Origin of the sequence: Bifidobacterium pullorum subsp. saeculare, assembly GCF_016899725.1 — a bacterium.
Classification (GTDB): Bacteria; Actinomycetota; Actinomycetes; order Actinomycetales; family Bifidobacteriaceae; genus Bifidobacterium; species Bifidobacterium pullorum_C.
This window is the reverse complement of record NZ_JACLYU010000003.1, coordinates 152,153-176,517: the sequence shown is the minus strand read 5'-3', so window position 1 is coordinate 176,517 and position 24,365 is coordinate 152,153. Positions and strand designations below refer to the sequence as shown.

Below are 24,365 nucleotides of genomic sequence, written 5' to 3'. Positions count from 1 at the left end.
CCAACCCATCCATCAAGAAAGGAGTACGGCACCGGATGTTCCGCATCATGAAGGAATACCTGAGGCCCTACAAGCTGCAGGTCGCCGCGCTGGTCCTGTTCCAGGTCGTCCAGGCGATCCTCAACCTGTACCTGCCGAACCTCAACGCCGACATCATCAACAAAGGCGTGGCCTCGGGCGACAAGAACGAGATCTACCGCTACGGCGCCATCATGCTCGGCTTCGCCGTCGTGCAGGTGATCGCCGCCATCGTCGCCGCGTACCTCTCGTCCCGCCTGGCCATGCGCATCGGCTACCAGCTGCGCCGCGACTACTTCAACGCCGTCGAGGGATTCTCGCTGCAGGAGGTCGAGCGCTTCTCCGCCGGCTCCCTGATCACGCGCGCCACCAACGACGCCCAGCAGGTGCAGATGATGTTCTTCCAGGGCTTCATGATCGTGCTCCAGGCGCCGATCATGTTCCTAGGCGGCATCGCGCTCGCCCTCAAGCAGGATGTGCCGCTGACCGCCTCGCTCGTCGTCATCCTGCCGGTCATCGTCGTGGTCATGGGCCTGCTTATGGGCCGCATGGGCCCGCTGTTCGGCGAGCTGCAGCGACGCCTCGACGCGCTCAACAGGATCGTGCGCGAGCAGATCACCGGCGTGCGCGTGATCCGCGCGTTCACCCGCGAGAAGACCGAGGCGGAGCGCTTCAAGGGCGGCAACGACAACCTGTACCGCACCATGCTGTCCGTCGGCCGCCTCATGAGCCTGATGATGCCGCTCATGATGTTCATCATTAACCTGTCGAACATCGCGATCATGTGGTTCGGCGGCAAGCGCATCGACGCCGGCGGCATGGAAATCGGCTCGCTGCAGGCCTTCATCATGTACCTCATGATGATCCTCACCTCCCTGATGATGGCCGCCATGATGATGGTCATGGCCCCGCGCGCCATGGTCTCCGCCAAGCGCATCAACGAGGTGCGCGACACCGAGCCGTCCATCACCGCGCCCGAGCACCCCTACGAGCCGGCCGACCCGAAGGGCGAGGTCACCTTCGACCACGTGAGCTTCCGCTACCCGGGCGCCGACGACCCGGTGCTCGACGACGTGAGCTTCACCGTGCGCCCCGGCCAGACCACCGCCATCATCGGCGCCACCGGTTCCGGCAAGTCCACGATCATCCGTCTGGCCCAGCGCATGTTCGACGTGACCGACGGGCGCGTACTCGTCGACGGACACGACGTGCGCGAATACGACCCGCACCGCCTGGCCCAGCTCTTCGGCCCCGTGCCCCAGAAGGCGCTGCTGTTCTCCGGCACCGTCGCCTCCAACCTGCGCTTCGGCGATCCGAACGCCGACGAGGCGCAGATGTGGAAGGCGCTTGAGATCGCGCAGTCCGACGGCTTCATCCGCGAGGATCCGCAAGGCCTGGACGCCCCGGTGGCCCAGGGCGGCACGAACTTCTCCGGCGGCCAGCGCCAGCGCCTGTGCATCGCGCGCGCCATCATGCGCGCCCCGAAGATCTTCACCTTCGACGACTCCTTCTCCGCGCTCGACTTCGCGACCGACCGCAGGCTGCGCGACGCGCTCAAGCCGATCACCCGCCAGTCCGCGGTGATCATCGTCGCCCAGCGCATCTCCACCGTCATGGACGCCGACCAGATCCTCGTCCTGGACAACGGGCGCGTGGTGGGCAAGGGCACGCATGACGAGCTCATGCGCGGCTGCCCCACCTACCGTGAGATCGCCGATTCCCAGCTCAAGAACGAGGAGGAGGACTGACCATGCCCCGCGCAGTTTCAGCGAAATCCGCTCCGATGACCAAGAAGCCCCGCAGCCACACGCTCAAGCGAATGGTCGGCTACATCCTGGAGGACAAGCTCAGGTGCGTCCTCGTGGTGTTGGCCGCCACCCTGGCCACCGTCTGCATGGTGCTCGGCCCGAAGATCATGGGCCAGGCCACGAACGCGCTGTTCGAGGGCATCATCTCCAAGATGCTCGGGGCGATGGGCATCCCCGCGGACATGCCCAAGGACCAGATCATCGAGATGATGAAGCAGCATGGACTGGACTCCATGACCGGCATGGTCTCCTCGATGGACATCCACCCCGGCTCCGGCGTCGACTTCGGCAAGGTGGCGGTCATCCTCGGCATCACGGGCTGCGTGTTCCTCGGCACCGTGCTGCTGCGCTGGCTGCAGGGCTGGACGATGACCCGCCTGGTGACCAACGCCGTCTACCGCATGCGCCGGCAGATCGAGGACAAGCTCGACCGCCTGCCCCTGAACTACTTCGACCGCGTGCCGCGCGGCGAGGTGATGAGCCGCACCACCAACGACGTGGACAACATCGGCCAGACGCTGCAGCAGGTGCTCGGCGAGTTCGTGTTCGCCGTGTTCACCATCATCGGCGTCGTCGTGATGATGCTCACCATCTCCCCGGTGCTCACGCTTGTCTCGCTCATCGTGATCCCGGTGATGCTCCTGGTCGCCTACATCATCATCCGCAAGTCGCAGCCGTTCTTCTTCCGCCAGTGGACCGCCACCGGCGAGGTCAACAGCCACGTCGAGGAGATGTTCACCGGCCACATGGTGGTGCGCGCCTACGGTCAGGAGGAGCAGACCAAGCAGGAGTTCGAGCGCCGCAACGCCGAGCTGTACCATTCGGCGTTCAACGCGCAGTTCATCGCCGGCCTCAACCAGCCGGCCACGATGTTCTTCTCCAACCTGAACTTCGTGATCGTGGTCGTGGTCGGCGGCCTCAAGGTGCTCTCCGGCCAGATGAGCCTGGGCGACCTGCAGGCCTTCACCCAGTACTCGCGCCAGCTTTCGCAGCCGCTCGGCCAGCTGAGCTCCATGGCCACGATTCTGCAGAGCTCCCTGGCCTCCGCCGAACGCATCTTCGAGTTCCTCGACGAGCCCGAGGAGGAGCCGGATCCGGCGCACACCAAGGACATCGAGGACGTCAAGGGCCTGGTGAAGTTCGACCACGTCAAGTTCAGCTACGACCCGGCCGAACCGCTTATCGAGGACCTTTCGCTGACCGCCAAGCCCGGCCAGACCGTCGCCATCGTGGGCCCCACCGGCGCCGGCAAGACCACGCTGGTCAACCTGCTCATGCGCTTCTACGAGATCCAGGGCGGCGCCATCACCATCGACGGCGTGAACACGCGCGAGATGTCCCGCCACGACCTGCGCAGCCACTTCGGCATGGTGCTGCAGGACACCTGGCTGTTCGACGGCACGATCCGCGACAACCTGGTCTACGGCGTGCGCGAAGGCAAGACGATCTCCGAGGAACGCATGCTCGAAGGCGCCCGCGCCACCCACGTGGACGAGTTCGTGCGCCGTCTGCCCCAGGGCTACGACACCGAGCTGAACGACGAGACCAGCGAACTGAGCCAGGGCGAACGCCAGCTCATGACCATCTGCCGCGCGTTCCTCTCCGACCCGGACATCCTGATCCTCGACGAGGCCACCTCCTCGGTGGACACCCGCACCGAGGTGCTGGTCCAGAACGCGATGAACGAGCTGAGGAAGGGCCGCACGAGCTTCGTGATCGCGCACCGTCTCTCCACGATTCGCGACGCCGACCTCATCCTCGTGGTCAACCACGGCTCCATTGTGGAGCAGGGCACCCACGACGAACTGCTCGCCAAGGGCGGCGCCTACGCCGACCTGTACAACAGCCAGTTCGCCAACGGCGGCGCCATCGACGAGGACTGAGCCCGTCCGACGGGACGGACGCGCGCGCAGACCGCGCGCGGACCAGGGCCGTCGTTCCCGGAATCCTTTTCCGGGAACGACGGCCCTTGCCGTTGCGGAAGAGGGTTGTGCCGCGGCCATGCCCGGGGCGCATGGCCGGGATGCGGACCGCGGCATTGGCGCGGGGGAGCGGGGCGCCGTACCATGGGATGCGGGCGCGGCCATGCGGGCCGCGGCATGCAGGAAGGAGATCCGAACGATGGCATGGGGCAAGAAGGACGCCGGCAAGGGCGGCCTGTTCGCGGACGGCAGCCAGACGCTCGCCGAATCCGACCCGGAGTTCATGGACCTGTTCTCCGCCTTCGCCTACCGCGAGGTCGTGGACGAGCCGGCCGCCAACCATCCGGACCTGACGGACGCGCGGCGCTCGATGGCAATCCTGGCGGCCCTGATGGGATGCCAGGGCGCCGACGCCTTCGCGATGATGGCCACGGTGGCGCTCGACTCCGGCATGACGCCCATCCAGCTCAAGGAGGTCGTGTACCAGGGATGCGCCTACCTCGGCTTCGGCCGCGCACTGCCGTTCCTCAGGGCGGCGAACGAGGCGCTCCACGAACGCGGCGTCGCCACGCCGCTGGAGCCGCAGGGCACCGTGACGCCGGAAAACCGCGGGGAGGCCGGGGAGCGGGCGCAGTGCGCATGCTTCGGCGAGCACATGCGCGGGTTCGCCGAAGCCGGGCCGGAGGAGACCCGGCACATCCACGGCTGGCTTGTGCGCAACTGTTTCGGCGACTACTACACGCGCGGCGGGCTGTCGCTGCGCGAACGCGAGATGATCACCGCCTGTTATCTGGCGGCGCAGGGCGGCTGCGAGCCGCAGCTGGTCAGCCACCTCCAGGCGAACCGGCGGGTGGGCAACGACCGCGCCTTCATGGTCGCCGTGTTCTCGCAGATCCTGCCGTACATCGGCTACCCGCGCACGCTCAACGCCCTGGCCTGCCTCGACAAGGCCGAAGGCTGAGCGACGCGGCCATGCGCAATGGCCTCGTCCGCCTCGGGAAGGAATTCGATGTTCCACGTCATTCGATGTCAGGCTCCGGGGCGTTGTCGATATCCTGCAGGTCCATCACCACGTATTGGGGCACGTTGTGCTTGACCACGAACACCGGCGCATGCTCGGCGCGGGCGAAGACGCTGGAGGCTTTGCCCGCGCCGAAATCACCGATGGAGACTAGCTGGTCCGGCACTTCAAGTGGATCCGCCATTGTCATCGATTCCCCTCACTGGTTCTCACCAGAATACTCGCAGGGGGAATGTCTGAGTAATCGCGCAATCCCTATGCTTGTGCGGCTCGTAAAGGCGGTGGAACCTGGAGGTGTGCCACTGTTGAAGCTCACCACTCGTCGGAGAGCAGGAAATCGGCGACGTGCATCGTGCGGATGCCGTCGTGGCCGCCGGCGGCGAAGTCGTCGGTCCTGAGCACGTACTTGGGGTGGCTGTCACGGATGGCGAGAAGACGTCCGTACTCCCGCTCCTCGGTCTGTGCCGAGCCAATGGCCTGCGAGACCTGCAGATACATCCTGCGCTCCCGACGGGTGGCGACGAAATCGATCTCCGCATCGCCCACCTTGCCGACGAACACCTCCCAGCCGCGGCGCAGTAACTCCAGGTAGACGAGGTTCTCCAGCATGGCGGCCACGCTGTCCGGATCGTACCCCAGCACCGCGTACCGCAGCGACGTGTCGGCCAGATAGTACTTCTCCTGTGTCTTGAGGATCTCCTTGCCGGCAAGGTCGTACCGGCGGCAACGGTGCAGGATGTATGCCCGCTCCAGCTTGTCGAGGTAGCTGTACACGGTCTCCTCGTCGATGGCACGACGCTGGCTCTTGAGGTATTTGGCAATCGCCGCGGCGGAGAAAGTGCGGCCGACGTTGTCGAAGGTGTATCTGACGATGCGCTCCAGCTGATCCACTTTGCGGATTTGGTTGCGCCGCACGATATCGGTGAAAATGGTGGAGTTGTAGATGTCGCGGACGATGGCATAGATCTCCTCAACGGAGAACCCGCCGAGCGCGGTGGCCGGGAAACCGCCCCGCCTGAGATAGTCCGCCAACGCCCGGCGGGTGTCGCCGGCGCCTTCCTCCGCGTTCTCGCCCGCCGCACGCCGGAAGGCGAGGAATTCTCGGAACGACAGCGGAAACACGCGGAACGTGACATAGCGACCGGTCAGATGCGTGGAGATCTCCGAGGACATCATGCGCGAGTTCGATCCGGTGACGTAGATGTCCACGTCGAAGTCGGCCATGAGCGAGTTGACGACCCTCTCCCAGTCCTCCACCTCCTGGATCTCGTCGAGAAACAGATAGGTGGTGGCCGAATCCGCCGCACGGGGCGCGACGCGCTCGCGGATCGCGCCATACAGTGCCCGCGCTGTCTTCAGGTCGTCGAATTCCAGCGAGTCGAAGTTGTAGCGAATGATGTGGTCATTGGGCACGCCGCGGCTGCGGAGCTCGTCCATGACCATCGCCAGCACCGTGGACTTGCCGCAACGTCGCACGCCGGTGAGGACCTTGACCAGCGGGGCGTCGATATACGGCAGGATGTGGTCGACTACATCCGGTCTGGGGACGATGGTCGGCGAGGACATGGCTTTGGCTCCTTCCGTGCGACAGCCCGAGAGGCGACAATTCCGATTATAACCCGATAAACTTTGCTAGAGAGAGCAGTTTATCGGGTTATAATCGGAAAACTTCGGAAGTGATCTAGTCGGGGCGCACGGTGATGCTACCGCTCCCATCCGCGACACGTTCACGTGGAGCGGGCGTCGTACAGAGGCGAGACGACCGCGCGAGATACGTATCATTATCGATAAGTCATACGTTAGGGAAGGTTGTCATGCCGGGTCTCAGGAAACTGACGCTGAGTGTCAGTGAAAGAGCCGTCGCTTGTGGCAAACGGTATGCCGAAAGCAATGGCACAAGTCTGTCCTCACTGGTCGATTCCTTTCTATCCTCATTGGAGAGGTCAGCCGAACCGTCCGAGCACATCTCGGCTGTTGAGGCGCTTATGGGCATTGCGAAGGGGCCGTATGGCGAACGCGATTGCAGGCATCATCTGGAGGGCAAGTACGCATGAGGCTCGCCGCTCGTCGGAGAAAAGGACGTCGGCAATGCGGTGCCGTGCGGATGACAGCGTCTCTTCTTCGATGAAGTTGGCGGTTCTGAACACGTACTTTGGTCGATTGCTGCGGATGTCGATTCGGAATAGGTCATATGCCTGCCGGGATGTCCCTCATATGAACGGTGAGCAGTGCGGATACGGTACGCTGTTAATCATTGAATGGAATGCGAGGAATGCATGATGACCAAGTTTGGGGTTGAATCCTTCACAGCTTCGCTGATGTCCATGAACGAAGACTGGTACGAACAGACCATCATCGAGCATCTGGAAACCGCTTTGGGATACGAACATCTATATGGGCCGGATGTTCGTCGTACATCTACCGAATACCGAGATGTCTTTCTTCCAGATGTGTTGCCTGAAGCATTGGCGCGTATCAATCCGGTACTGCCGGCTGCTGCAATCGATGAAGCGATCCTCAGGATTAAAAACGTGGAAGGCGGTAGCCTTGCACAGCGCAATGAGATATTCAATGAGTACCTACAGTCGGGTGTCGAGGTGCGTTTCTTTGATGGCAGGCAGGAGCGTGACGATATCGTTCGATTGCTTGACTTCAAGAATCCTGAGAACAACGTTTTCCATGTTGTCAATCAGTGGACCTTCGTGGAATATTCCGAGAAACGGCCGGATCTGGTCATTTTCGTCAATGGCATGCCGTTGGTGATTTTCGAACTAAAGTCTCCATCGCGTGAGGAGACGGATGCTTCCGACGCCTACAAGCAGTTGCGTCAGTACATGAAGCAGATTCCGAGCATGTTTGTGCCGAATGTGTTCTGTGTGATGAGCGACATGGCTGAGACGCGGGTGGGCACCATCACCGCGGATGAGGATCGATACACCGCGTGGAAATCGACGGACGGTGACTATTCGGAGACGGAGAACGCCACATGGCGTACCATGCTCGATGGCATGCTGCCGAAAGCACGGCTGCTCGATATCATCGAGAACTTTGTCTGCTTCAATGACACGTCCGAGAGAATCGTGAAGATCGTCGCCGCATATCATCAGTACTTTGCCGTACGAAAGGCCATCGTCCGTACGGAAGAGGCTGTCGCAGGAGATGGCAAGATCGGCGTCTTCTGGCATACGCAGGGCAGCGGGAAGTCTCTGTCCATGGTGTTCTTCGCCCATCTGCTGCAGCAGACGCTGACCAACCCCACCATCGTGGTCATCACCGATCGCAACGACCTTGATGACCAGCTGTTCGGCCAATTCAGCCGATGTGCGGGATTCCTCCGCCAGAAGGCGGTCCAGGCAGAGAGCCGTCAGCATCTGCGTGAGTTGCTGGAAGGGCGTGAAGCAAACGGCATCATCTTCACCACGATGCAGAAATTCTCCGAAGGCGATGAGCCATTGTGCGATCGAAGCAATGTCATCGTGATGGTCGATGAGGCGCACCGTGGCCAGTATGGCCTTACTGAGACGATTGATGCACAAGGCAAGGTGTCTGTCGGCGCTGCTCGTATGGTCCGCGACGCTTTGCCGCACGCCTCGTATATCGGATTCACCGGCACGCCCATCTCCACGGATGACCGCAACACCCGTGAGATCTTCGGTGACTACATCGATGTATACGACATGACGCAATCCGTCGAGGACGAGTCGACCAAGCCGGTCTATTACGAGAGTCGTGTGGTCGCTCTTCATCTGGACGAGAATGCCCTTGGCCGCATCGACGAGGCCTATAAGGAGTTCGCCGACCAAGCCGACGAGGCGAGTGTGGAGAAGTCCAAGCACGACCTGGGCAGTCTTGACGCCATTTTCGATACGCCTGAAACCATCGATGCGCTGTGCCGTGACATTGTGGAGCATTATGAGAACAATCGCGCCGATGTCCTCGCCGGCAAAGCGCTCGTTGTGGCGTACAGCCGCTCTATGGCCATAAAGATATACCACAGGATCCTCGAACTCCGACCCGGCTGGACGGAGAAGATCGGCGTGGTGATGACTCTGTCGAATCAGGATCCCGAGGACTGGTTTAAGGTCTGCGGCGGTACCAAGCACAAGAAGGAGATGGAGCGCAAGTTCAAGGACAACAATAATCCGCTCAAGATTGCCATCGTCGTGGATATGTGGCTTACCGGGTTTGACGTGCCCAGCCTTGCTACCATGTATGTGTTCAAGCCAATGAAGGGGCACAACCTCATGCAGGCCATCGCCCGTGTTAATCGCGTGTGCAGAGGCAAGGAAGGCGGCTTGGTCGTCGACTACATCGGCATTGCCAACGCACTCAAGCGAGCGATGAAGGATTACACGAACCGCGACCGGCACAACTACGGGAATATGGATATCGCCGCTACGGCCTATCCCAAGTTCCTGGAAAAGCTCAGCGTTTGCCGTGATCTCATGTACGGTTTCGATTACCGCAAACTCATCTTCACCGGCAAGCGGGAGACACTCGCCGACGCCATTGCCTCCGGTACAGACTGGCTGCTCGCTCCGGAGCGCCGCGAGGATACCGAAAACTTCCTCAAGCAATGCCAGCTGATGAATCAGGCATTGAGCCTGTGCAAGAGTCTGGTTTCGGAGTCTGACCAGCACGAGGCTGCCTATCTGTCCGTACTGCGCGTGCAGGTGCTTCGTCTCACCGGACGTCAGCCCAGTGGTGGCAAAAGCATGACCTACGCGGAATTCAACAAGCGCGTCAGCGACATTCTTGAGCAGACCGTGCATGCGGATGGCGTCATCAACCTGTTCGAGAAAGACAGCATGGAGATCTCCCTCTTCAACGATGCCTTTCTGAAGGAAATCGCCGGCATGAAGGAGAAGAACATCGCCGTCGAGGCGCTCAAGCGGCTTATCAAGGAGCAGGTGCGAGCCTACCAGCGTACGAGCGTAGTCAAGGCGAAGAAGTTCAGTGAGCTGCTGCAAAGTACGCTGAACGCGTATCTCAATGGCATGCTGACCAATGCGCAGGTCATCGAAGAACTCATCGCCATGGCCAACGACATCATGAAGGATCGTGCCGATGCCCGCGAACTTGGCCTGAATGATGAGGAGATGGCCTTCTATGACGCCATCACCAGACCGCAGGCAGTGAAGGACTTCTACACGAATGACCAGCTTGTGGCCATTGCCAGGGAGCTGACCGATGCCATGCAGCGGAACGCGACAATTGACTGGCAGAAGAAGGAAAGCGCCCGTGCCGGCATGCGGCGGGCTATCAAACGATTGCTACGCAAATACAAGTATCCACCCGAAGGCGTCGAGGATGCCATGGATACTGTTATGAAGCAGTGCGAGCTGTGGGCTGACACCAAGATTCAGGGATGATGAAGAGGAGATTGTGCAGTGGCAAGGAAGAAAGCTGCCGACAACACCGCTGAAATCGGCTTCGAGGAACAGATCTGGAAAGCCGCGGACAAGCTTCGCGGTAGCATCGACGCTTCTGAATACAAGAATGTGGTACTCGGCCTGATCTTTCTCAAATACCTTTCCGACAAGTTCGAGCAGCGCCATCAGGAGCTTGTGGACGAAGGAGAAGGCTTTGAGGAAGACCGTGACGAGTACGCCTATAAGAATATCTTCTTCGTCCCGGAGGGCGCACGATGGAGCACCATTGCCGCCGCAGCCCATACACCCGAAATCGGCAAAGTCATCGACGAGGCCATGCGTCTGATCGAAGCGGAGAACGACAAGCTCAAGAACATCCTGCCCAAGAACTTTGCACGGCAGGAGCTTGATAAGCGTCGCTTGGGTGAAGTGGTGGACCTGTTCACGAATGTGAAGATGGCCGACAAAGGCGATAGCCGTGACATCCTGGGCCGGACTTACGAATACTGCCTGCAGAAGTTCGCCGAAGCCGAAGGCAGGAACGCCGGAGAGTTCTACACGCCGGCATGCGTCGTGAAGACGCTGGTGGAAATCATCGAACCTTACCATGGACGTGTCTACGACCCATGCTGCGGTTCCGGCGGCATGTTTGTTCAGTCGGCGAAGTTCGTGGAGCGTCATCAGGGAAACATCTCCGATCTGTCGGTGTATGGGCAGGAAAGCAATCCGACAACGTGGAAGATGGCGACCATGAACCTCGCCATTCGCGGCATCGATGCTGATCTGGGTGCCAGCAACGCCGATACTTTCTTTAACGATCTGCACAAGACCGAGAAGTTCGACTTCATCCTGGCGAACCCGCCGTTCAACCTCAAGGACTGGGGTGGCGACAAGCTGAAGGACGACGTGCGATGGAAGTACGGCATTCCGCCCACTGGCAACGCGAACTTCGCATGGATGCAGCACATGATCTGGCATCTCAACGCCAACGGACGAATCGGGCTGGTGCTCGCCAACGGATCACTTTCCAGCCAGCCAAGCGGCGAGGGCGACATCCGCCGCGCCATCGTGGACGACGACTTGGTGGAGGGCATTGTCGCCATGCCTGGGCAGCTGTTCTACAGCACGCAGATTCCAGCGTGCCTCTGGATTCTGAACCGCAGGAAGGCACGGCCGGGGCACACGTTGTTCATCGATGCGCGCGAGATGGGCACCATGGTGAGTCGCAAGCTGCGTGAGTTCACTGAGGAGGATATCGCCAAGGTCGCAGGCGCGTTCGACGCGTTCCGCAAGGGCGACCTCGAGGAGGAGAAAGGTTTCAGCGCCGCTGTCTCCACAGAGGACATTGCCAAGCAAGACTACATCCTGACGCCTGGGCGCTACGTGGGCTTCGCCGAGGTCGAGGACGATGGCGAGCCATTCGCGGAGAAGATGAAGCGTCTGACCGGCGAGCTCGAGAAATGCTTCGAGGAGTCCAACCGTCTGCAGGAGCAGATCAAGAAAAATCTGGAGGCAATCGGGTATGGGATGTGAGGTCCGATTCGTTGAAACAGCAGTCGAGGATGTCATAACCGACATTGCGATGGGTCCGTTTGGCTCAAACATCAAAACGAACTGCTTTGTGTCTGAGGGTATACCGGTTTTCAACGGTTCTAATTTGACTGGTTTTAGCACCAACGATAAGGCGCTTCGCTACGTCACGCCAGAAAAGGCCAAGAGTCTGGGGAATGCCCTGGCGTCACGTGGGGATGTCGTTGTTACTCATCGAGGGACTCTCGGTCAGATTGCCTACATTCCGAACGATTCTCAGTACGCGAACTACATCATCTCGCAAAGTCAATTTCGCGTTAAGTGCAATCAGAATAAGATTCTTCCTGAATACCTAGTCTATTACTTCCACACACCACTTGGTCAGTGGAAGCTGCTCAGCAACACGACGCAAACGGGAGTCCCGGCCCTTAGTCGTCCTACCTCAACGTTCAAAAAGCTCAGTATTGAGCTGCCGCCAGTTTCCTACCAAGCACAAGTCTTGGAAACCCTTCAGCCGATACAGCGCAAAATGGCCCTCAACCAGCGTACAAATGATTATTTGGAGAGATGCTGCCAAGCTCTCTTTGATGACATTCAGAATGATCACACAAACGAAGTGATACAGCTATCCGATGTGGCAGCGGTGAATCCCAAGCGACGCCTGTCTAAAGGCTCTTTAGCTCGTTGTGTGGAGATGTCCAACCTGTCGACCAGGGGAGCATTCCCAAACGATTGGTGCAGAAAAGCATATAACGGCGGAATGAAGTTTATGAATGGCGATACTATTCTGGCAAGGATTACTCCATGTCTTGAGAACGGCAAGACTGCCTACATCAATTTCCTTGACGAGGGGGAAGTTGCTTTTGGATCTACAGAGTACATCGTATTGGCGAGTGAGGGATTGCTTCCGGCAGAATTCTTTTATTTCCTTGCGCGCAGCCGAGCATTCGTTAGCTATGCCACAAATCATATGAACGGGTCGAGCGGTCGTCAACGTGTTTCTGCAGGAGATATAGAGACATATCGATTGAGAGTACCCTCTTCTGACCAAGCGGTTCGCTTTGCAATCTTTGCGCAGCCTGCAATGGAGGAGATTCTGAATCACTCTCTTGAGAACAGACGTCTATCCTCTCTTCGTGACGCTCTGCTCCCCAAACTTATGTCGGGCGAGATTGACGTCTCAAAGGTCGAGCTGCCTACGCTGCCAAATAATCATTTGTACGTTGATTGACCTCGATCTTATCGTCTATCGATGCCAGCAATGAGGCAATCTTTGCTTGCTGTTCAAGCGATGGAAGGACTACAGGTACTTCTCCAAGCAAAGATGTGTTGATCGAAGGCATCGTTGCACCGACGGCGATGCCTCGGATAAAGCGTTTTACATATTGCGATGAGAGATAGTAATAGAGGAACAGACCGTTAGTACAAGGTTTAGGACGTACTCTCAGGCATCGACCAGAAAACAACCAGCCCTTCTCTTTCTTGCTGACATACGAGCATCTGTCAACGGCGCCTACACGGCTGAAGATAGTATCACCTTCAAGCATGGAGTATTTCTTCAAACGCGCTGCATCTTTGCCATTTAGTAAAGGAAGATTTTGGTTCGTAAAGCGCCGTGTCCCCAGATGCTCAACGGTGACTATGGGAGTGCCAGTATCGGCATAATCACTGCTGTGCAATTGACTGCCGAAAGGTCCGGTCTGAATGTCAGCAATATCCTCCAACAGGGCTCTTTTGCTCATTCCAAGTACTTCCTATGCGAGGCCTTCACGTTGTTCTGATCGACCATGGCGTAGTGCATGGTCGTGTCTATTCTTGCATGCCCGAGGAGTTTCTGCACCTGCTCTACCGGCATACCTTTGTCGATGGCATGCGTGGCGAGCGTGCGGCGGAACTTGTGCGGGTGCACGTTGGGCACGCCACAGGAGCGTCCGAGGTTACGCAGCCGTGTCTCCACGCTTCCGATGGAGAGGCGGGTGGCTGCTTTGCCGAAGGAGACGAAGAGTGCAGGCGAGGTGTCAGCGCGGTCTGCAAGGTAGGTCTGCAGATGAAGCTTGGCGCGGGCGTCGAAGTAGACGGGGCGTTGCTTGTTGCCCTTTCCGGTGACGATGCATTCGCGTTCGTGCATATTGATGTCATCACGGTTGAGGCGAACGAGCTCGCCAACACGCATGCCTGTGGAGGCAAGCAGATCGATGAGTGCGAGATCTCGGGGTGTGGAGCAGCTGTCGCGCAAGGTTTCCAGGTCCTCATCGCTGAGTACCTCCTTCGTGGTGACAGCGGTTTTCACGCGCCGAATGCGGCGCACGGGGCTTTTGACGATGTAATCCTCATTCTCAAGCCACGCGAAGAAACTCGACAGAATGCGGCGGATGTTGTCGATGGTGACTTTGCCGGCTGCATGGCTTTCTTCATAGTCGGCGAGGTAGCGGCGGAGGTCGCCGCTCTCAATCTGGGTGAAGGGTTTGGCCAGCGATGATGCCATGTGCTGGATGGTGCTCTCGTAGTAGGTGATGGTACGGGGCGAACAGCCTTCCACCTCTTTGGCAGTGAGAAAGAGCGACAATAGGTCGGGTTCTTCCGGCGCGCTCGGGGCAAGTTCGCTTGCAAGGACCTGCTTGAGCGCTTTGAGCTGGGAATAGCTGAGCAGAGGCTGCATTCTGGCGAGGATGCTGTTGATGGCTGGCTCCATCGTGAAGTCCTTTCTGACTGGGGTGATGAAACCATTGTGCTGTGAGCTGCCGGCGAACATACAAATGATTATTTGGAGACAGTCGTTGACTTGGAGTTTTCCGAGCGTTTTGCCTCCTCAACTACGACAACTCCGCTGAAAAACGTTTTAGCCATTTCCACCAAGTCACTTAATCCCCAGCAGCATATGAGCGAGATTTGGGAACATTACAGTATCCCTGCTTTTGATGAGTCGCACTGGCCTGTATTTGAGTCGGCAAACGAAATCAAGAGTAATAAATACATTGTCGACCGAAACTCCATCCTCGTGTCAAAACTGAACCCCTCGATAAAGCGAGTGTGGGTACCCACGTGCTTGACCGATAAAGCTGTCTGCTCGACGGAATTCATTGTCTACAAGCCGCTGGAACCCCAATATAAGAGCTTCTATTGCGCTGTTATTAATTCTAAAAAGTTCACTTCTTACCTTCTAGAACACGTAACAGGTTCAACGGGCAGTCGTCAAAGAACTCAGCCAAAAGCAACTCTCGATTTTCCGATGCCGAACCCTGACCAAGCAGAGATTGAAGCCTTCTGTGACTTCGCAAATCCAATTTACCAACAGATTCAAACCAAAGAGATTGAGTCGCAGCGCCTAAGCTCCCTCCGCAACGCCCTGCTCCCTAAGCTTATGTCGGGCGAGATCGACGTCTCGAAGGTCGAGTCGTTTATGCCGCCAAATAATCATTTATCGCTCTTGATGACATGGAACATTCTGAAAACTGCTGCGATGTTGACTGATTGGCTGGCTGTTGTGCTGTCGACGCGTTGCTGTGGCTGCGACTCAGTTTTGGGCATGCTTGAGCTCAGAAGTACGGAGTTCCGTTTTCATCGCAGCGGCGTGAACATCATCGTTGAGTTTCGGATGTGGCGGAACCCGTAGCGTTCATAGAATCCCGCCGCGTTGCCGTTGGCGGGTTCCGTGATCAGTGCGCGTGCACCGATGATCTCAGCGGCAGCCATCGACCTCAGGATGGCGTCCTTGAGCAGTGAGCGGCCCAGATGTTGCGTCTGGTGGCGGATGTCCACGCCCAGCATGCCGAGGAGTATGGCTGGCACCGGGTCCGGGGAGTTTCTTGCCAGCCATCCCCGTGATGATTCACGGTCCACCGCATAGGCGCTCAGGGTGTAGAAGCCGGCGAGGGCACCGTTTTGGAATACGCCGTAGGGGACGGCGGTATGCTGGCGTAACGCCGTCTGGAAATGGTGCGTCAGCCAGTCGTCCACGACGGGCACGCCGCAGGTGAAGCCTTTGAGATTGTCGGCTTCGGTGATCTGCCGCGGCTTCGTGTACTCGCTCATGCCCGCTCATCCCAGACTGCCGGCGTATTGAGCAGCTGTGCTGTCTGTGGTGACATGGGCTCATCCAATGCCTTCACGAAGTCGTCATAGGCTTCGTCGCTCAGGTAGATGGTGTTGCCTTCCCTGATATCGCGGTGGGCGTCATCCATGAGATTGTTGATGGCCCAGTGGGACAGTGTGAGCCCTCGGGTGGCGGCTGCCCGCTCGATGGTGGCACGTTGCTGTTCGGTGAGTCTCATCTCAAACCGGCTGGTCTTCGTGGTGTTTGCCATAGCCATATTGTACGGCAAATGTACGGACGTCTGTATGGGCGTGGACTCACACCGGGTGAGCTGCGTCTGGCGATGAGTTGTCTGTCATCTGCGTGTATTCGGGCGGCGGATATGTCACAATGGCGGACGGCAAGCTGATACAGGTTATGCCGGTAAGGAGCAGACGCATGAGGCGAGGACCATTGCAAGCCGGCGAGAAGGTGCAGTTCACCGACCGCAAGGGCAAGAAGATCACCGACCAGCTCGTGGCCGGCGGCACCACCCAGACCGAGCACGGCCTCATCCTGCACGACGAGGTGATCGGTCGCACCGAGGGCATCGTCGTCACCACCGTCACCGCCAAACGCGAGGACCAGGTCAACCAAACCCACCCTGAACGCGACCAAGCCAAGCCCTGGAAGGCGGCGCGCGCCATCGGCGGCTGGCAGTTCGCCGTCATGCGCCCACGCATGGCCGACTACGTGCTCTCCATGCCCCGCGGCGCCCAGATCATGTACCCCAAGGACATCGCCCAGGTCATCCAACTGGGCGACATCCGCTGTGGCGCCCGCGTGCTCGAATCCGGCGCCGGCTCCGGCGCCATGAGCCTCAACCTGCTCGACGCGGTCGGCCCCGACGGCGCCCTGACCACCATCGAGCTGCGCCCCGACTTCGCCCGCGTGGCCGAAGCCAACGCCACCCTATGGTACGGCGAACGCCCCACCTGGTGGGACCTGAGGACCGGAGACTTCGACTCGGTGGCCGCCACGCTGCCCGCCGACTCCTACGACCGCATCGTGCTCGACATGCTCGACCCCTGGAACCGGCTCGAACAGGCGCACCGCGTGATCGCCCCCGGCGGCGTGCTCATCTGCTACGTGACCACCACCACGCAGCTTTCCCGCCTCGCCGAGGCGCTGCGCGCGGCCGGCCGCTGGACGGAACCACAGATCCAGGAGACCCTCGAACGCAGCTGGAAGGCACAGGGACTGGCCGTGCGCCCCGACCACCAGATGATCGGCCACACCGGCTTCCTCGTCGTCTCCCGCGCCATGGCCGAAGGATTCGACGCCCTCAAGAAACGCGACCGTGCCACCAAGGACACCGTCACCGACGTCGACGAGCTGACCGCCGAGGAACGCGAAGCCCAGCTCGAGGACCTCGAACTACGCGACATCTCCGACCGCAAGCTCAGGAAGGTGCTGCGCGACCTCGACCGGCAGGTGGCCGCGCTCGCCGGCTGACGCGCGCCGCGGGCCTATAATCGAGGCGATACGGAACCCTATGGAAACGGACGGCGGGGCGCCCCACGGCGGGTGCCCCGCGGACACGGAGCGTGCGGCATGGACGTGAACCCCGGCAAGATCACCAAGCGGACGAAGGCGTACAAGCACATCCTGCTCGTCATGCGCCATGCGAAGGCGGAGGCGTCGAACGCCGGCGGCGACCGCGCCCGCGAGCTGACGGACAAGGGCCTCAAGCAGGCGAAGACCGTGGCCAAGGGACTCAAGGCGATGAAGCTCGTGCCGGACGCCATCGTCTGCTCCGCCGCCACGCGCGCCCAGCAGACCTGCGCCAAGATGCTTAAGACCTTCGGCGACAAACCCACCGTCGACTACCACCAGAGCCTGTACGACGCGGGCGTGCAGGCCGTGTTCGACGAGCTCGCCCACGCCAAGGAGAAGACGCGCGTGATGCTGGTGCTCGGCCACGAGCCCACCGTCTCGATCGCCAGCCAGTGGCTCGCCTCCCCGGACTCCAATCCGGCGATGCTGGACCTGCTCAACCTGGGGCTCGGCACGGCGGGCGTCGTCGTGTTCGGCTCGGACAAGCCCTTCGCCTCCTGGCAGGTGCGCGACGCCGACCTCATCGCCGTGATGCGGGCCAAGGACTTCGACTGACGCCGCGGCCACAGCCACCCGGCAGGGTATAAGCCGCGTTTATGGCGACACCCAGACCGAATGGATGGGGGTTATAACGTGCTCCTTTGATAGGCTGGCCGCGGGAACGCCACGATTCCAAGCAACCATCCACCGGGAGGGGCCATGTCCGCCATCACGTCCGTCTCCGGTTTCCCGCGCATCGGCCGGGACCGCGAGCTCAAGAAGACCATCGAAGCCCATTGGAAGGGCGCCGCCACGCTCGATGACGTGCGCGCCACCGCCAAGGCGCTGCGCGAACGCCACTGGAAGCTCCAGCAGGCCGCCGGCATCGACCTCATCCCGAGCAACGACTTCAGCCTCTACGACCAGATGCTCGACACGGCCATCCTGCTCAACGCCGTGCCGGTGCGCTACCAGCGCCTCGCCTTCGCCGAGCCCGAGGAGACGCTCTTCGCGATGGCCCGCGGCTACCAGGGGGACAAGGGCGACGTCACCGCCCTGCCGATGAAGAAGTGGTTCACCACCAACTACCACTATCTGGTGCCGGAGATCGACGCCGCAGCCGACATCCGCCTCAACGGCACCAAGCCCTTCGACGAGTACCAGGAGGCCAAGGCGCTGGGCATCGAGACCAAGCCGGTGCTCATCGGCCCCTACACCTTCCTCAAGCTCGCCCGCGACCCCGAGGCCCAGGAGCTCGCCTACGACAAGGGCCTGGTCAACGCCGTCGCCGCCGTGTACGCGGAGGTGCTCAGGCGCTTCGCCGCCCTCGGCGCCGCCTGGGTGCAGCTCGACGAGCCGTACCTCGTGCTGGACAAGGAGCCGGGCGACGTGCAGCTCTTCAAGAGCCTGTACTCCAAGATCCTGTCCGCCCGCGCCACCGAGGCCGGCACGGTCAAGGTGCTGCTCAACACCTACTTCGGCCATATCGGCGACGTCTACGAGACCGTGGCCCTCCTCGGCTTCGACGGCATCGGCCTCGACCTGGTGGAGGGCCGTGAGGGCAACCTCGCCGCCCTCTCCGAGCATGGCGTGCCCGCCGGCACCACGGTGTTCGCCGGCGTGGTCGGCGGCCGCAACATCTGGCGCAACGACTACGCCGCCAGCCTCGGCCTGGTGGACGCGGTGCGCCAGGTCGCCGGCAGTGTGGCCGTCTCCACCGCCTGCTCCCTGCTCCACGTGCCGTTCAGCACCGAGGGCGAGGATGGGCTCGAGCCCGAGGTCGTGCGGCATTTCGCCTTCGCTGTCGAGAAGCTCGGCGAGCTGACGGACATCGCCGCCCTCGCCGACGCCACCGAGGACGAGAAGAAGGTCTCCGCGGCGCTCAAGGCCAACCATGCCCTGTTCGACGGCACCCGCGTGGCCGCCGACCCCGCCGTCGCCGCCCGCCTCGCCGCCCTCACGGACGCCGATTTCACCCGCCAGCCCGCCCGCGCCGAACGCCAGCGGCTGCAGCGCGAGGCGCTCGGCCTGCCGCTGCTGCCCACCACCACGATCGGCTCCTTCCCCCAGACCCGCGAGGTGCGCGCCGAACGCGCCAAGCTACGCAAGGGCGAGATCGGCCAGGCCGAGTACGACGCCTTCATCAAGGCGCAGATCGACGAGTGCATCAAACACCAGGAGCGCATCGGCCTGGACGTGCTCGTGCACGGCGAGTTCGAGCGCAACGACATGGTCGAGTACTTCGGCCAGAACCTCAACGGCTTCCTGTTCACCCGCAACGCCTGGGTGCAGTCCTACGGCACGCGCTGCGTCAAGCCTCCGATCGTCTGGGGCGACGTCTCCCGCGCCAAGCCGATCACCGTCGCCTGGTCCTCGTACGCGCAGAGCCGCACCGACCATGTGATGAAGGGTATGCTCACCGGCCCGGTGACGATCCTCAACTGGTCGTGGCCGCGCGAGGACGTCAGCCACGAGGTGCAGACCCAGCAGCTCGCCCTCGCCATCCGCGACGAGGTGCTCGACCTGGAGCAGGCCGGCATCCGCGTCATCCAAATCGACGAGGCCGCGCTGCGCGAGAAGCTGCCGTTGCGCAAGTCCGACTGGCACAGCAAGTACCTCGACTGGGCCATCCCCGCGTTCCGCCTCGTGCACTCGGCCGTCAAGCCGACCACGCAGATCCACACGCACATGTGTTACTCGGAGTTCAACGACATCATCTGCGACATCGACGCGATGGACGCGGACGTGATCTCCTTCGAGGCCTCCCGCGGCGACCTCGTGGTGCTCGACGCGATCCATGACGCCGACTTCGAGACCGAGGCCGGCCCCGGCGTGTACGACATCCACTCGCCGCGCATCCCCTCCGAGGCCGAGATCGAGGCCCGCATCGACGAGATCCTCGCCAAGATGGACCCCGCCAAGGTGTGGATCAACCCCGACTGCGGCCTGAAGACCCGCGGCCCGGCCGAGACCTGGCCAAGCCTCGAGCATATGGTCGCCGCCGCCAAGGCCGTGCGCGCCCGCCTGCGGAAGTGACCCATGGCCACGCCGATCTTCTCGCTGGAGGTGTTCCCGCCGCGCCGCAACGCGCCGGTGGGCACCATCTACGACACGCTGGACGGGCTGCGGGGTCTGCGCCCCGCGTTCATCTCCGTCACCTACGGCACCGGCAGGTCCAAGGACCGCACCGCCACCGCGCGCATCGCGCACACCATCCGCGCCGAATACGGCATTCCCGCCGTCGCCCACCTGACGGCCCGGTACCTCGACCGGGCCGCCGTGGACGAGGCCCTCGACCTGTTCGAACAGGCCAAGGTGGCCGGTGTGCTCGCCCTGCGCGGCGACGCCATCGAAGGCCAGGAGCCCGCCGGCGACTTCGAGCACGCCAGCGACCTCGCCGCCTACATCCGCGCCCGCCGCCCCGACCTCAAGCTCTACGGCGCCTGCTACCCGGAGAAGCATCCCGAGGCCGCGGACCTGGCCGAGGACATCGGCAACCTCCGGCGCAAGGTGGACGCCGGCGTCAGCCACCTCATCTCCCAGCTCTTCTACGACGACGCCGACTTCATGGCCTTCCTCGGCCAGGCGCGCGCCGCCGGCATCGACGTGCCCATCGAGGCCGGCATCATGCCCGTGGTCAACGCCAAATCCGTGCGCACCATGAGCGCGCGGTGCGGCTCGCGCATCCCGGCGCCCGTCCAGGCGATGCTGGAACGATGGGGCGACGACGCGGCGTCGCTGCGCGAGGCCGGCGTCATCTACGCCTCCCAGCAGATCGCCGACCTGGTCGCCCAGGGCGTCGACGGGATCCACCTGTACACGATGAACCACCCCGCCGTCGCGCGGGACATCTGGCGCAACGTGGCCCCGTTGTTCAACTGAGCGCCCCGCCCGCGCCGGCATCCGCGATCCGGCGCGGGGGCGGCGCAGGCGGCGTGCGGTGCGCTAGATTGGATAAGCATGATGGATCCCACCACACGCTTCGCCCCCTCCGCCATGGACCTGATCCGCGCCGGCCTGCAGGACCTCGACGCGGCCGGGACCGCGTTCGCCGCCCTCGCCGACGACGGCATGGACCAGGGCTTCCTGCGGCTGCTGCTGACCGACCTGGCCAAGGCCTGCGATCCGGACGCGGCGCTGGCCAACCTGGTCGACATCGTGCGCACTTTCCGTTCCCAGGGGCGCAGCCTGGCCGAGACATTGCCCGACGACGGGGCGTTGGCGCGGCTGGTCACCGTGCTCGGCGTCTCCGACACGCTCGGCAAGCTCATGCGTTTCCGCCCCGACCTGGCGGAGGCCGCCGCCGTCGACGCCTGCGCCAGCCACCGCTACGACCACGGCGAGCGCCGCGCCCATGTGCTGCGCGCCGTCGGCGCCGACCCGGACGACGCCGCCGCCCCCGTGGCGACCAAGCCGCTGGCCGAGGCCACCACGGCGCTGCGCGGCACCTACCGCCGCCAGCTCGCCGCCATCATGGCCGTCGACGCCGTGGCCGACGACCCCTGCGCGATCCAGCCGCAGATCAGCCTCGCGCTCTCCGACCTGGCCGACGCCGCGCTCGAAGGCGCCCTCGCCATCGCCCGGCACGAGGTGGCCGGCAGCGAGCATGTGCGCTTCGCCGTCATCGGCATGGGCAAGCTCGGCGCCCGCGAGCTCAACTACGTCTCCGACGTCGACCTCATCTACGTGGTCGAACCCGCGGACGAGGCGACCGGCACCGACACGCTCACCCGCGTGGGCACCAAGATGGCGGTCACGCTCCAACGCGTCTGCCAGTCGGTGATCATGGGCTGCGCCGAGCCCGCGCTCTGGCAGATCGACGGGGGACTGCGGCCCGAAGGCAAGGACGGCCCCCTGGTGCGCCGCCTCGACTCGCACCGCGGCTACTACGAGCAGTGGGCCGAGAACTGGGAGTTCCAGGCCCTGCTCAAGGCCCGCCCCGTGGCCGGCGACCCCGCCCTGGGCGCCGACTACATGGCCATGACCCGGCCCTTCGTCTGGAGCGCCGCCGCCCGCGACAACTTCGTCTACGACTGCCAGCGCATGCGCCGGCGCGTCGAGGACCTCATCCCCGCCGCGTTGAAGGACCGGGAGATCAAACTCGGCCGCGGCGGCCTGCGTGACGTGGAGTTCACCGTGCAGATGCTCCAGCTCGTCCACGGGCGCACCGACACGTCGCTGCGCGTGGCGGGCACGCTCGACGCCCTGACCCGCCTGCGCGACGGCGGCTACGTCTCCCGCCCCCAGGCGGACCGGCTTGCCGCCGACTACCGTTTCGAACGCGTGCTCGAGCACCGCCAGCAGATGTGGGCGCTCAAACGCACCCACCTGTTCCCCGACTTGGGCGCCGAGGCCAACAGCGGCGGCCTCGACCGCAAACGTGACATCGACGTGGACGAGCTGAGCCGCAACCAGGAGCTGCGCCGCCTCGCCCGCGCTTTCGGCCTGCACCCCGAGGAGCTCGTGGAGCGCTACGACGCCACCCGCCGCGAGGTGCGCCGCCTCCACCTCGACATCTACTACCGGCCGATGCTGCCGATCTCCGCCGGCCTCGACGCGGACGAGGTGTCGCTGAGCCCCGCGGCCGCCTACGACCGCTTCGCCTCCATCGGATTCGAGGATCCCGACGCCGCGATGCGCCACGTCCAGGCGCTGACCAACGGCGTCTCCCGCGCCGCGAAGATCAACCGCATCATCCTGCCCGCCGTGCTCCAATGGCTGGGGGAGGGGCAGAACCCGGACATGGGCCTGCTCGGCTGGCGGCGCCTGGAGGAGGAGTTCGGCGCCGAAAGCAACTACCTCGGCTTCCTCAGGGACTCGCCCTCCGCGGCCCAGCGCCTGTGCCACGTGCTCTCCAACTCCCGGTTCCTGTCCGACGCGCTGGCCAAATCCGTCGAATCCGTCAGGTGGCTCGGCGACGACGACCAGCTCGCCGCCCGCGGCCGCGACAGCCTCGACCGCCAATGCCAGGCAACGCTCGCCCGCACCGACGGCAATGTGCACGACTTCGCGAACGGCGTGCGCGCCTTGCGCCGCCACGAGATCGAACGCATCGGCCTGGCCCGCCTCTCCGGCGTGATGGACGACCACACGGCCCTCGCCGCGATGACCGACGTGTACGACGCGGTCATCGACGCCTCCCTGGCCTGGGCCGTGCGCAACCAGCGGGAGGCGATGGGACTGGACGAGGCGCCCGCCGCCATCACCGTCATCGGCATGGGCCGCTACGGCGGCCGCGAGGTGAACTTCAGCTCCGACGCCGACGCCATCCTCATCCAACGCGCCACGGACGGCGCCGACGAGGGGACCGCCGCCCGCTTCGCCAAGGCCGTCGTCGGCGACCTGCGCCAGATCCTGCAGGGGCCGGTGAGCCTGGAACCGAAGATCGAGCTCGACCTCGACCTGCGCCCCGAGGGCAAGAACGGCCCGCTGGTGCGCTCCTACGACTCTTGCGTGAGCTACTACGGCTCCTGGTGCTCCACCTGGGAGCACCAGGCGCTGCTGCGCGCGCGGCATGCGGCCGGCGACGCCGAGCTGGCCGGCGACTTCCTCGGGCAGGTCGCCGACCCGCTGCGCTACCCGCTCACCACGCTCACCGACGCCGAGCTCGGCGAAATCCGCAAGCTCAAAGCCCGCATGGAGGCCGAGCGTCTGCCGCGCGGCGTGCGCCGGGACCGACATCTCAAACTCGGCAAGGGCGGATTGTCGGACGTGGAATGGACCGTGCAGCTGCTCCAGCTCGAGCATGCCGGCGCCGAGCCGTCCCTGCGCGTCGGTTCCACTATCCCCGCCCTGCTCGAGCTCAAGCGTCTCGGCCACATCGCCCCGGCGGACGCGGACGTGCTCGAGGCCGCGTGGCGCATCTGCACCGCCGCGCGCAACGGCAACTACCTGTGGAACGGGCGCGCGGCCCAGGCCGACATCATCCCCGACGACATCTACTCGCTCGGCGGCGTGGCCGTGTACCTCGGCTACGAGGCGCACCGCGGCCAGCGCTTCGAGAACGAGCTGCTGTCGGCCATGCGCCGCTGCCGCGAGGTGGTGGAGTGCCTCTTCTACGGACGGGGTGAGTGAGCCCGCGGCCGG

The 24,365-nt window shown here is 62.7% G+C and carries 19 protein-coding genes; 13 read left to right on the top strand and 6 right to left on the bottom strand.

The window, feature by feature from the left end; all coding sequences use genetic code 11:
- Window positions 1-35 precede the first annotated feature (35 nt).
- The 3 genes from H7U32_RS03345 (at window position 36) to H7U32_RS03335 (ending at window position 4,709) form a co-directional block, all read left to right on the top strand.
- Window positions 36-1,766 (top strand): ABC transporter ATP-binding protein, encoded by a 1,731-nt coding sequence (locus H7U32_RS03345; protein WP_204468051.1) that lies wholly within the window; start codon window positions 36-38, stop codon window positions 1,764-1,766.
- 35 nt (window positions 1,767-1,801) lie between these two features.
- Window positions 1,802-3,709: an ABC transporter ATP-binding protein gene (locus H7U32_RS03340; protein ID WP_204468049.1), complete on the top strand. Its 1,908-nt coding sequence runs from the start codon at window positions 1,802-1,804 to the stop codon at window positions 3,707-3,709.
- A 238-nt stretch (window positions 3,710-3,947) separates the two neighbouring features.
- Window positions 3,948-4,709, top strand: a complete 762-nt coding sequence (locus H7U32_RS03335) for a carboxymuconolactone decarboxylase family protein (RefSeq protein WP_204468047.1) — start codon at window positions 3,948-3,950, stop codon at window positions 4,707-4,709.
- Between the two features lie 58 nt (window positions 4,710-4,767).
- On the opposite strand, the gene H7U32_RS03330 is transcribed toward H7U32_RS03335, so the two are convergent.
- Entirely contained in the window at window positions 4,768-4,953 is a 186-nt protein-coding gene (locus H7U32_RS03330) for a hypothetical protein (RefSeq protein WP_204468045.1), read from the bottom strand.
- 128 nt (window positions 4,954-5,081) lie between these two features.
- Window positions 5,082-6,335 (bottom strand): ATP-binding protein, encoded by a 1,254-nt coding sequence (locus H7U32_RS03325; protein WP_204468043.1) that lies wholly within the window; start codon window positions 6,333-6,335, stop codon window positions 5,082-5,084.
- A 134-nt stretch (window positions 6,336-6,469) separates the two neighbouring features.
- Between H7U32_RS03325 and H7U32_RS11775 the strand changes: the two genes are divergently transcribed.
- The 4 genes from H7U32_RS11775 to H7U32_RS03310 all read left to right on the top strand — a co-directional run bounded on the left by H7U32_RS11775 (window position 6,470) and on the right by H7U32_RS03310 (window position 12,902).
- Window positions 6,470-6,823, top strand: a complete 354-nt coding sequence (locus H7U32_RS11775) for a DUF6364 family protein (protein ID WP_369122466.1) — start codon at window positions 6,470-6,472, stop codon at window positions 6,821-6,823.
- A 270-nt stretch (window positions 6,824-7,093) separates the two neighbouring features.
- Window positions 7,094-10,141 (top strand): type I restriction endonuclease subunit R, encoded by a 3,048-nt coding sequence (locus tag H7U32_RS03320; protein ID WP_204468177.1) that lies wholly within the window; start codon window positions 7,094-7,096, stop codon window positions 10,139-10,141.
- 18 nt (window positions 10,142-10,159) lie between these two features.
- Window positions 10,160-11,674 carry a type I restriction-modification system subunit M gene (locus tag H7U32_RS03315; RefSeq protein ID WP_204468041.1) on the top strand — a complete coding sequence of 505 codons (1,515 nt, stop codon included), beginning with the start codon at window positions 10,160-10,162 and terminating at the stop codon, window positions 11,672-11,674.
- Window positions 11,664-12,902 (top strand): restriction endonuclease subunit S, encoded by a 1,239-nt coding sequence (locus tag H7U32_RS03310; protein WP_204468039.1) that lies wholly within the window; start codon window positions 11,664-11,666, stop codon window positions 12,900-12,902. The genes H7U32_RS03315 and H7U32_RS03310 overlap by 11 nt, the downstream gene beginning before the upstream one ends.
- Here H7U32_RS03310 and H7U32_RS03305 read toward each other — a convergent pair.
- Entirely contained in the window at window positions 12,868-13,413 is a 546-nt protein-coding gene (locus H7U32_RS03305; RefSeq protein ID WP_204468037.1) for a restriction endonuclease subunit S, read from the bottom strand. The genes H7U32_RS03310 and H7U32_RS03305 overlap by 35 nt on opposite strands.
- Window positions 13,410-14,363, bottom strand: a complete 954-nt coding sequence (xerA, locus tag H7U32_RS03300) for a site-specific tyrosine recombinase/integron integrase (protein WP_204468175.1) — start codon at window positions 14,361-14,363, stop codon at window positions 13,410-13,412. The genes H7U32_RS03305 and xerA overlap by 4 nt, the downstream gene beginning before the upstream one ends.
- 72 nt (window positions 14,364-14,435) lie before the next feature.
- Between xerA and H7U32_RS03295 the strand changes: the two genes are divergently transcribed.
- A complete protein-coding gene (locus H7U32_RS03295; RefSeq protein WP_204468035.1) occupies window positions 14,436-15,284 on the top strand; it encodes a restriction endonuclease subunit S in 849 nt (282 codons plus the stop codon).
- Here the strand turns inward: H7U32_RS03295 and H7U32_RS03290 are convergent.
- Window positions 15,230-15,703, bottom strand: coding sequence for a GNAT family N-acetyltransferase (locus H7U32_RS03290; RefSeq protein WP_204468033.1), 474 nt, complete (start codon window positions 15,701-15,703; stop codon window positions 15,230-15,232). The genes H7U32_RS03295 and H7U32_RS03290 overlap by 55 nt on opposite strands.
- On the bottom strand, window positions 15,700-15,975 hold the full coding sequence (locus H7U32_RS03285; RefSeq protein WP_204468031.1) for a type II toxin-antitoxin system TacA family antitoxin: 276 nt from the start codon (window positions 15,973-15,975) through the stop codon (window positions 15,700-15,702). Before H7U32_RS03285 ends, H7U32_RS03290 begins: the two co-directional genes overlap by 4 nt.
- Before the next feature lie 167 nt (window positions 15,976-16,142).
- Here H7U32_RS03285 and H7U32_RS03280 point away from each other — a divergent pair, with 167 nt between their 5' ends.
- The 5 genes from H7U32_RS03280 (at window position 16,143) to H7U32_RS03260 (ending at window position 24,353) form a co-directional block, all read left to right on the top strand.
- A complete protein-coding gene (locus H7U32_RS03280; RefSeq protein ID WP_204468029.1) occupies window positions 16,143-17,198 on the top strand; it encodes a tRNA (adenine-N1)-methyltransferase in 1,056 nt (351 codons plus the stop codon).
- A gap of 99 nt (window positions 17,199-17,297) precedes the next feature.
- Entirely contained in the window at window positions 17,298-17,855 is a 558-nt protein-coding gene (locus H7U32_RS03275; protein ID WP_204468027.1) for a SixA phosphatase family protein, read from the top strand.
- A gap of 144 nt (window positions 17,856-17,999) precedes the next feature.
- Window positions 18,000-20,315 (top strand): 5-methyltetrahydropteroyltriglutamate--homocysteine S-methyltransferase, encoded by a 2,316-nt coding sequence (gene metE, locus H7U32_RS03270; protein ID WP_204468025.1) that lies wholly within the window; start codon window positions 18,000-18,002, stop codon window positions 20,313-20,315.
- A gap of 3 nt (window positions 20,316-20,318) precedes the next feature.
- A complete protein-coding gene (metF, locus tag H7U32_RS03265) occupies window positions 20,319-21,161 on the top strand; it encodes a methylenetetrahydrofolate reductase [NAD(P)H] (protein WP_204468023.1) in 843 nt (280 codons plus the stop codon).
- Between the two features lie 81 nt (window positions 21,162-21,242).
- Entirely contained in the window at window positions 21,243-24,353 is a 3,111-nt protein-coding gene (locus tag H7U32_RS03260) for a bifunctional [glutamine synthetase] adenylyltransferase/[glutamine synthetase]-adenylyl-L-tyrosine phosphorylase (RefSeq protein WP_440201429.1), read from the top strand.
- Window positions 24,354-24,365: the final 12 nt, after the last annotated feature.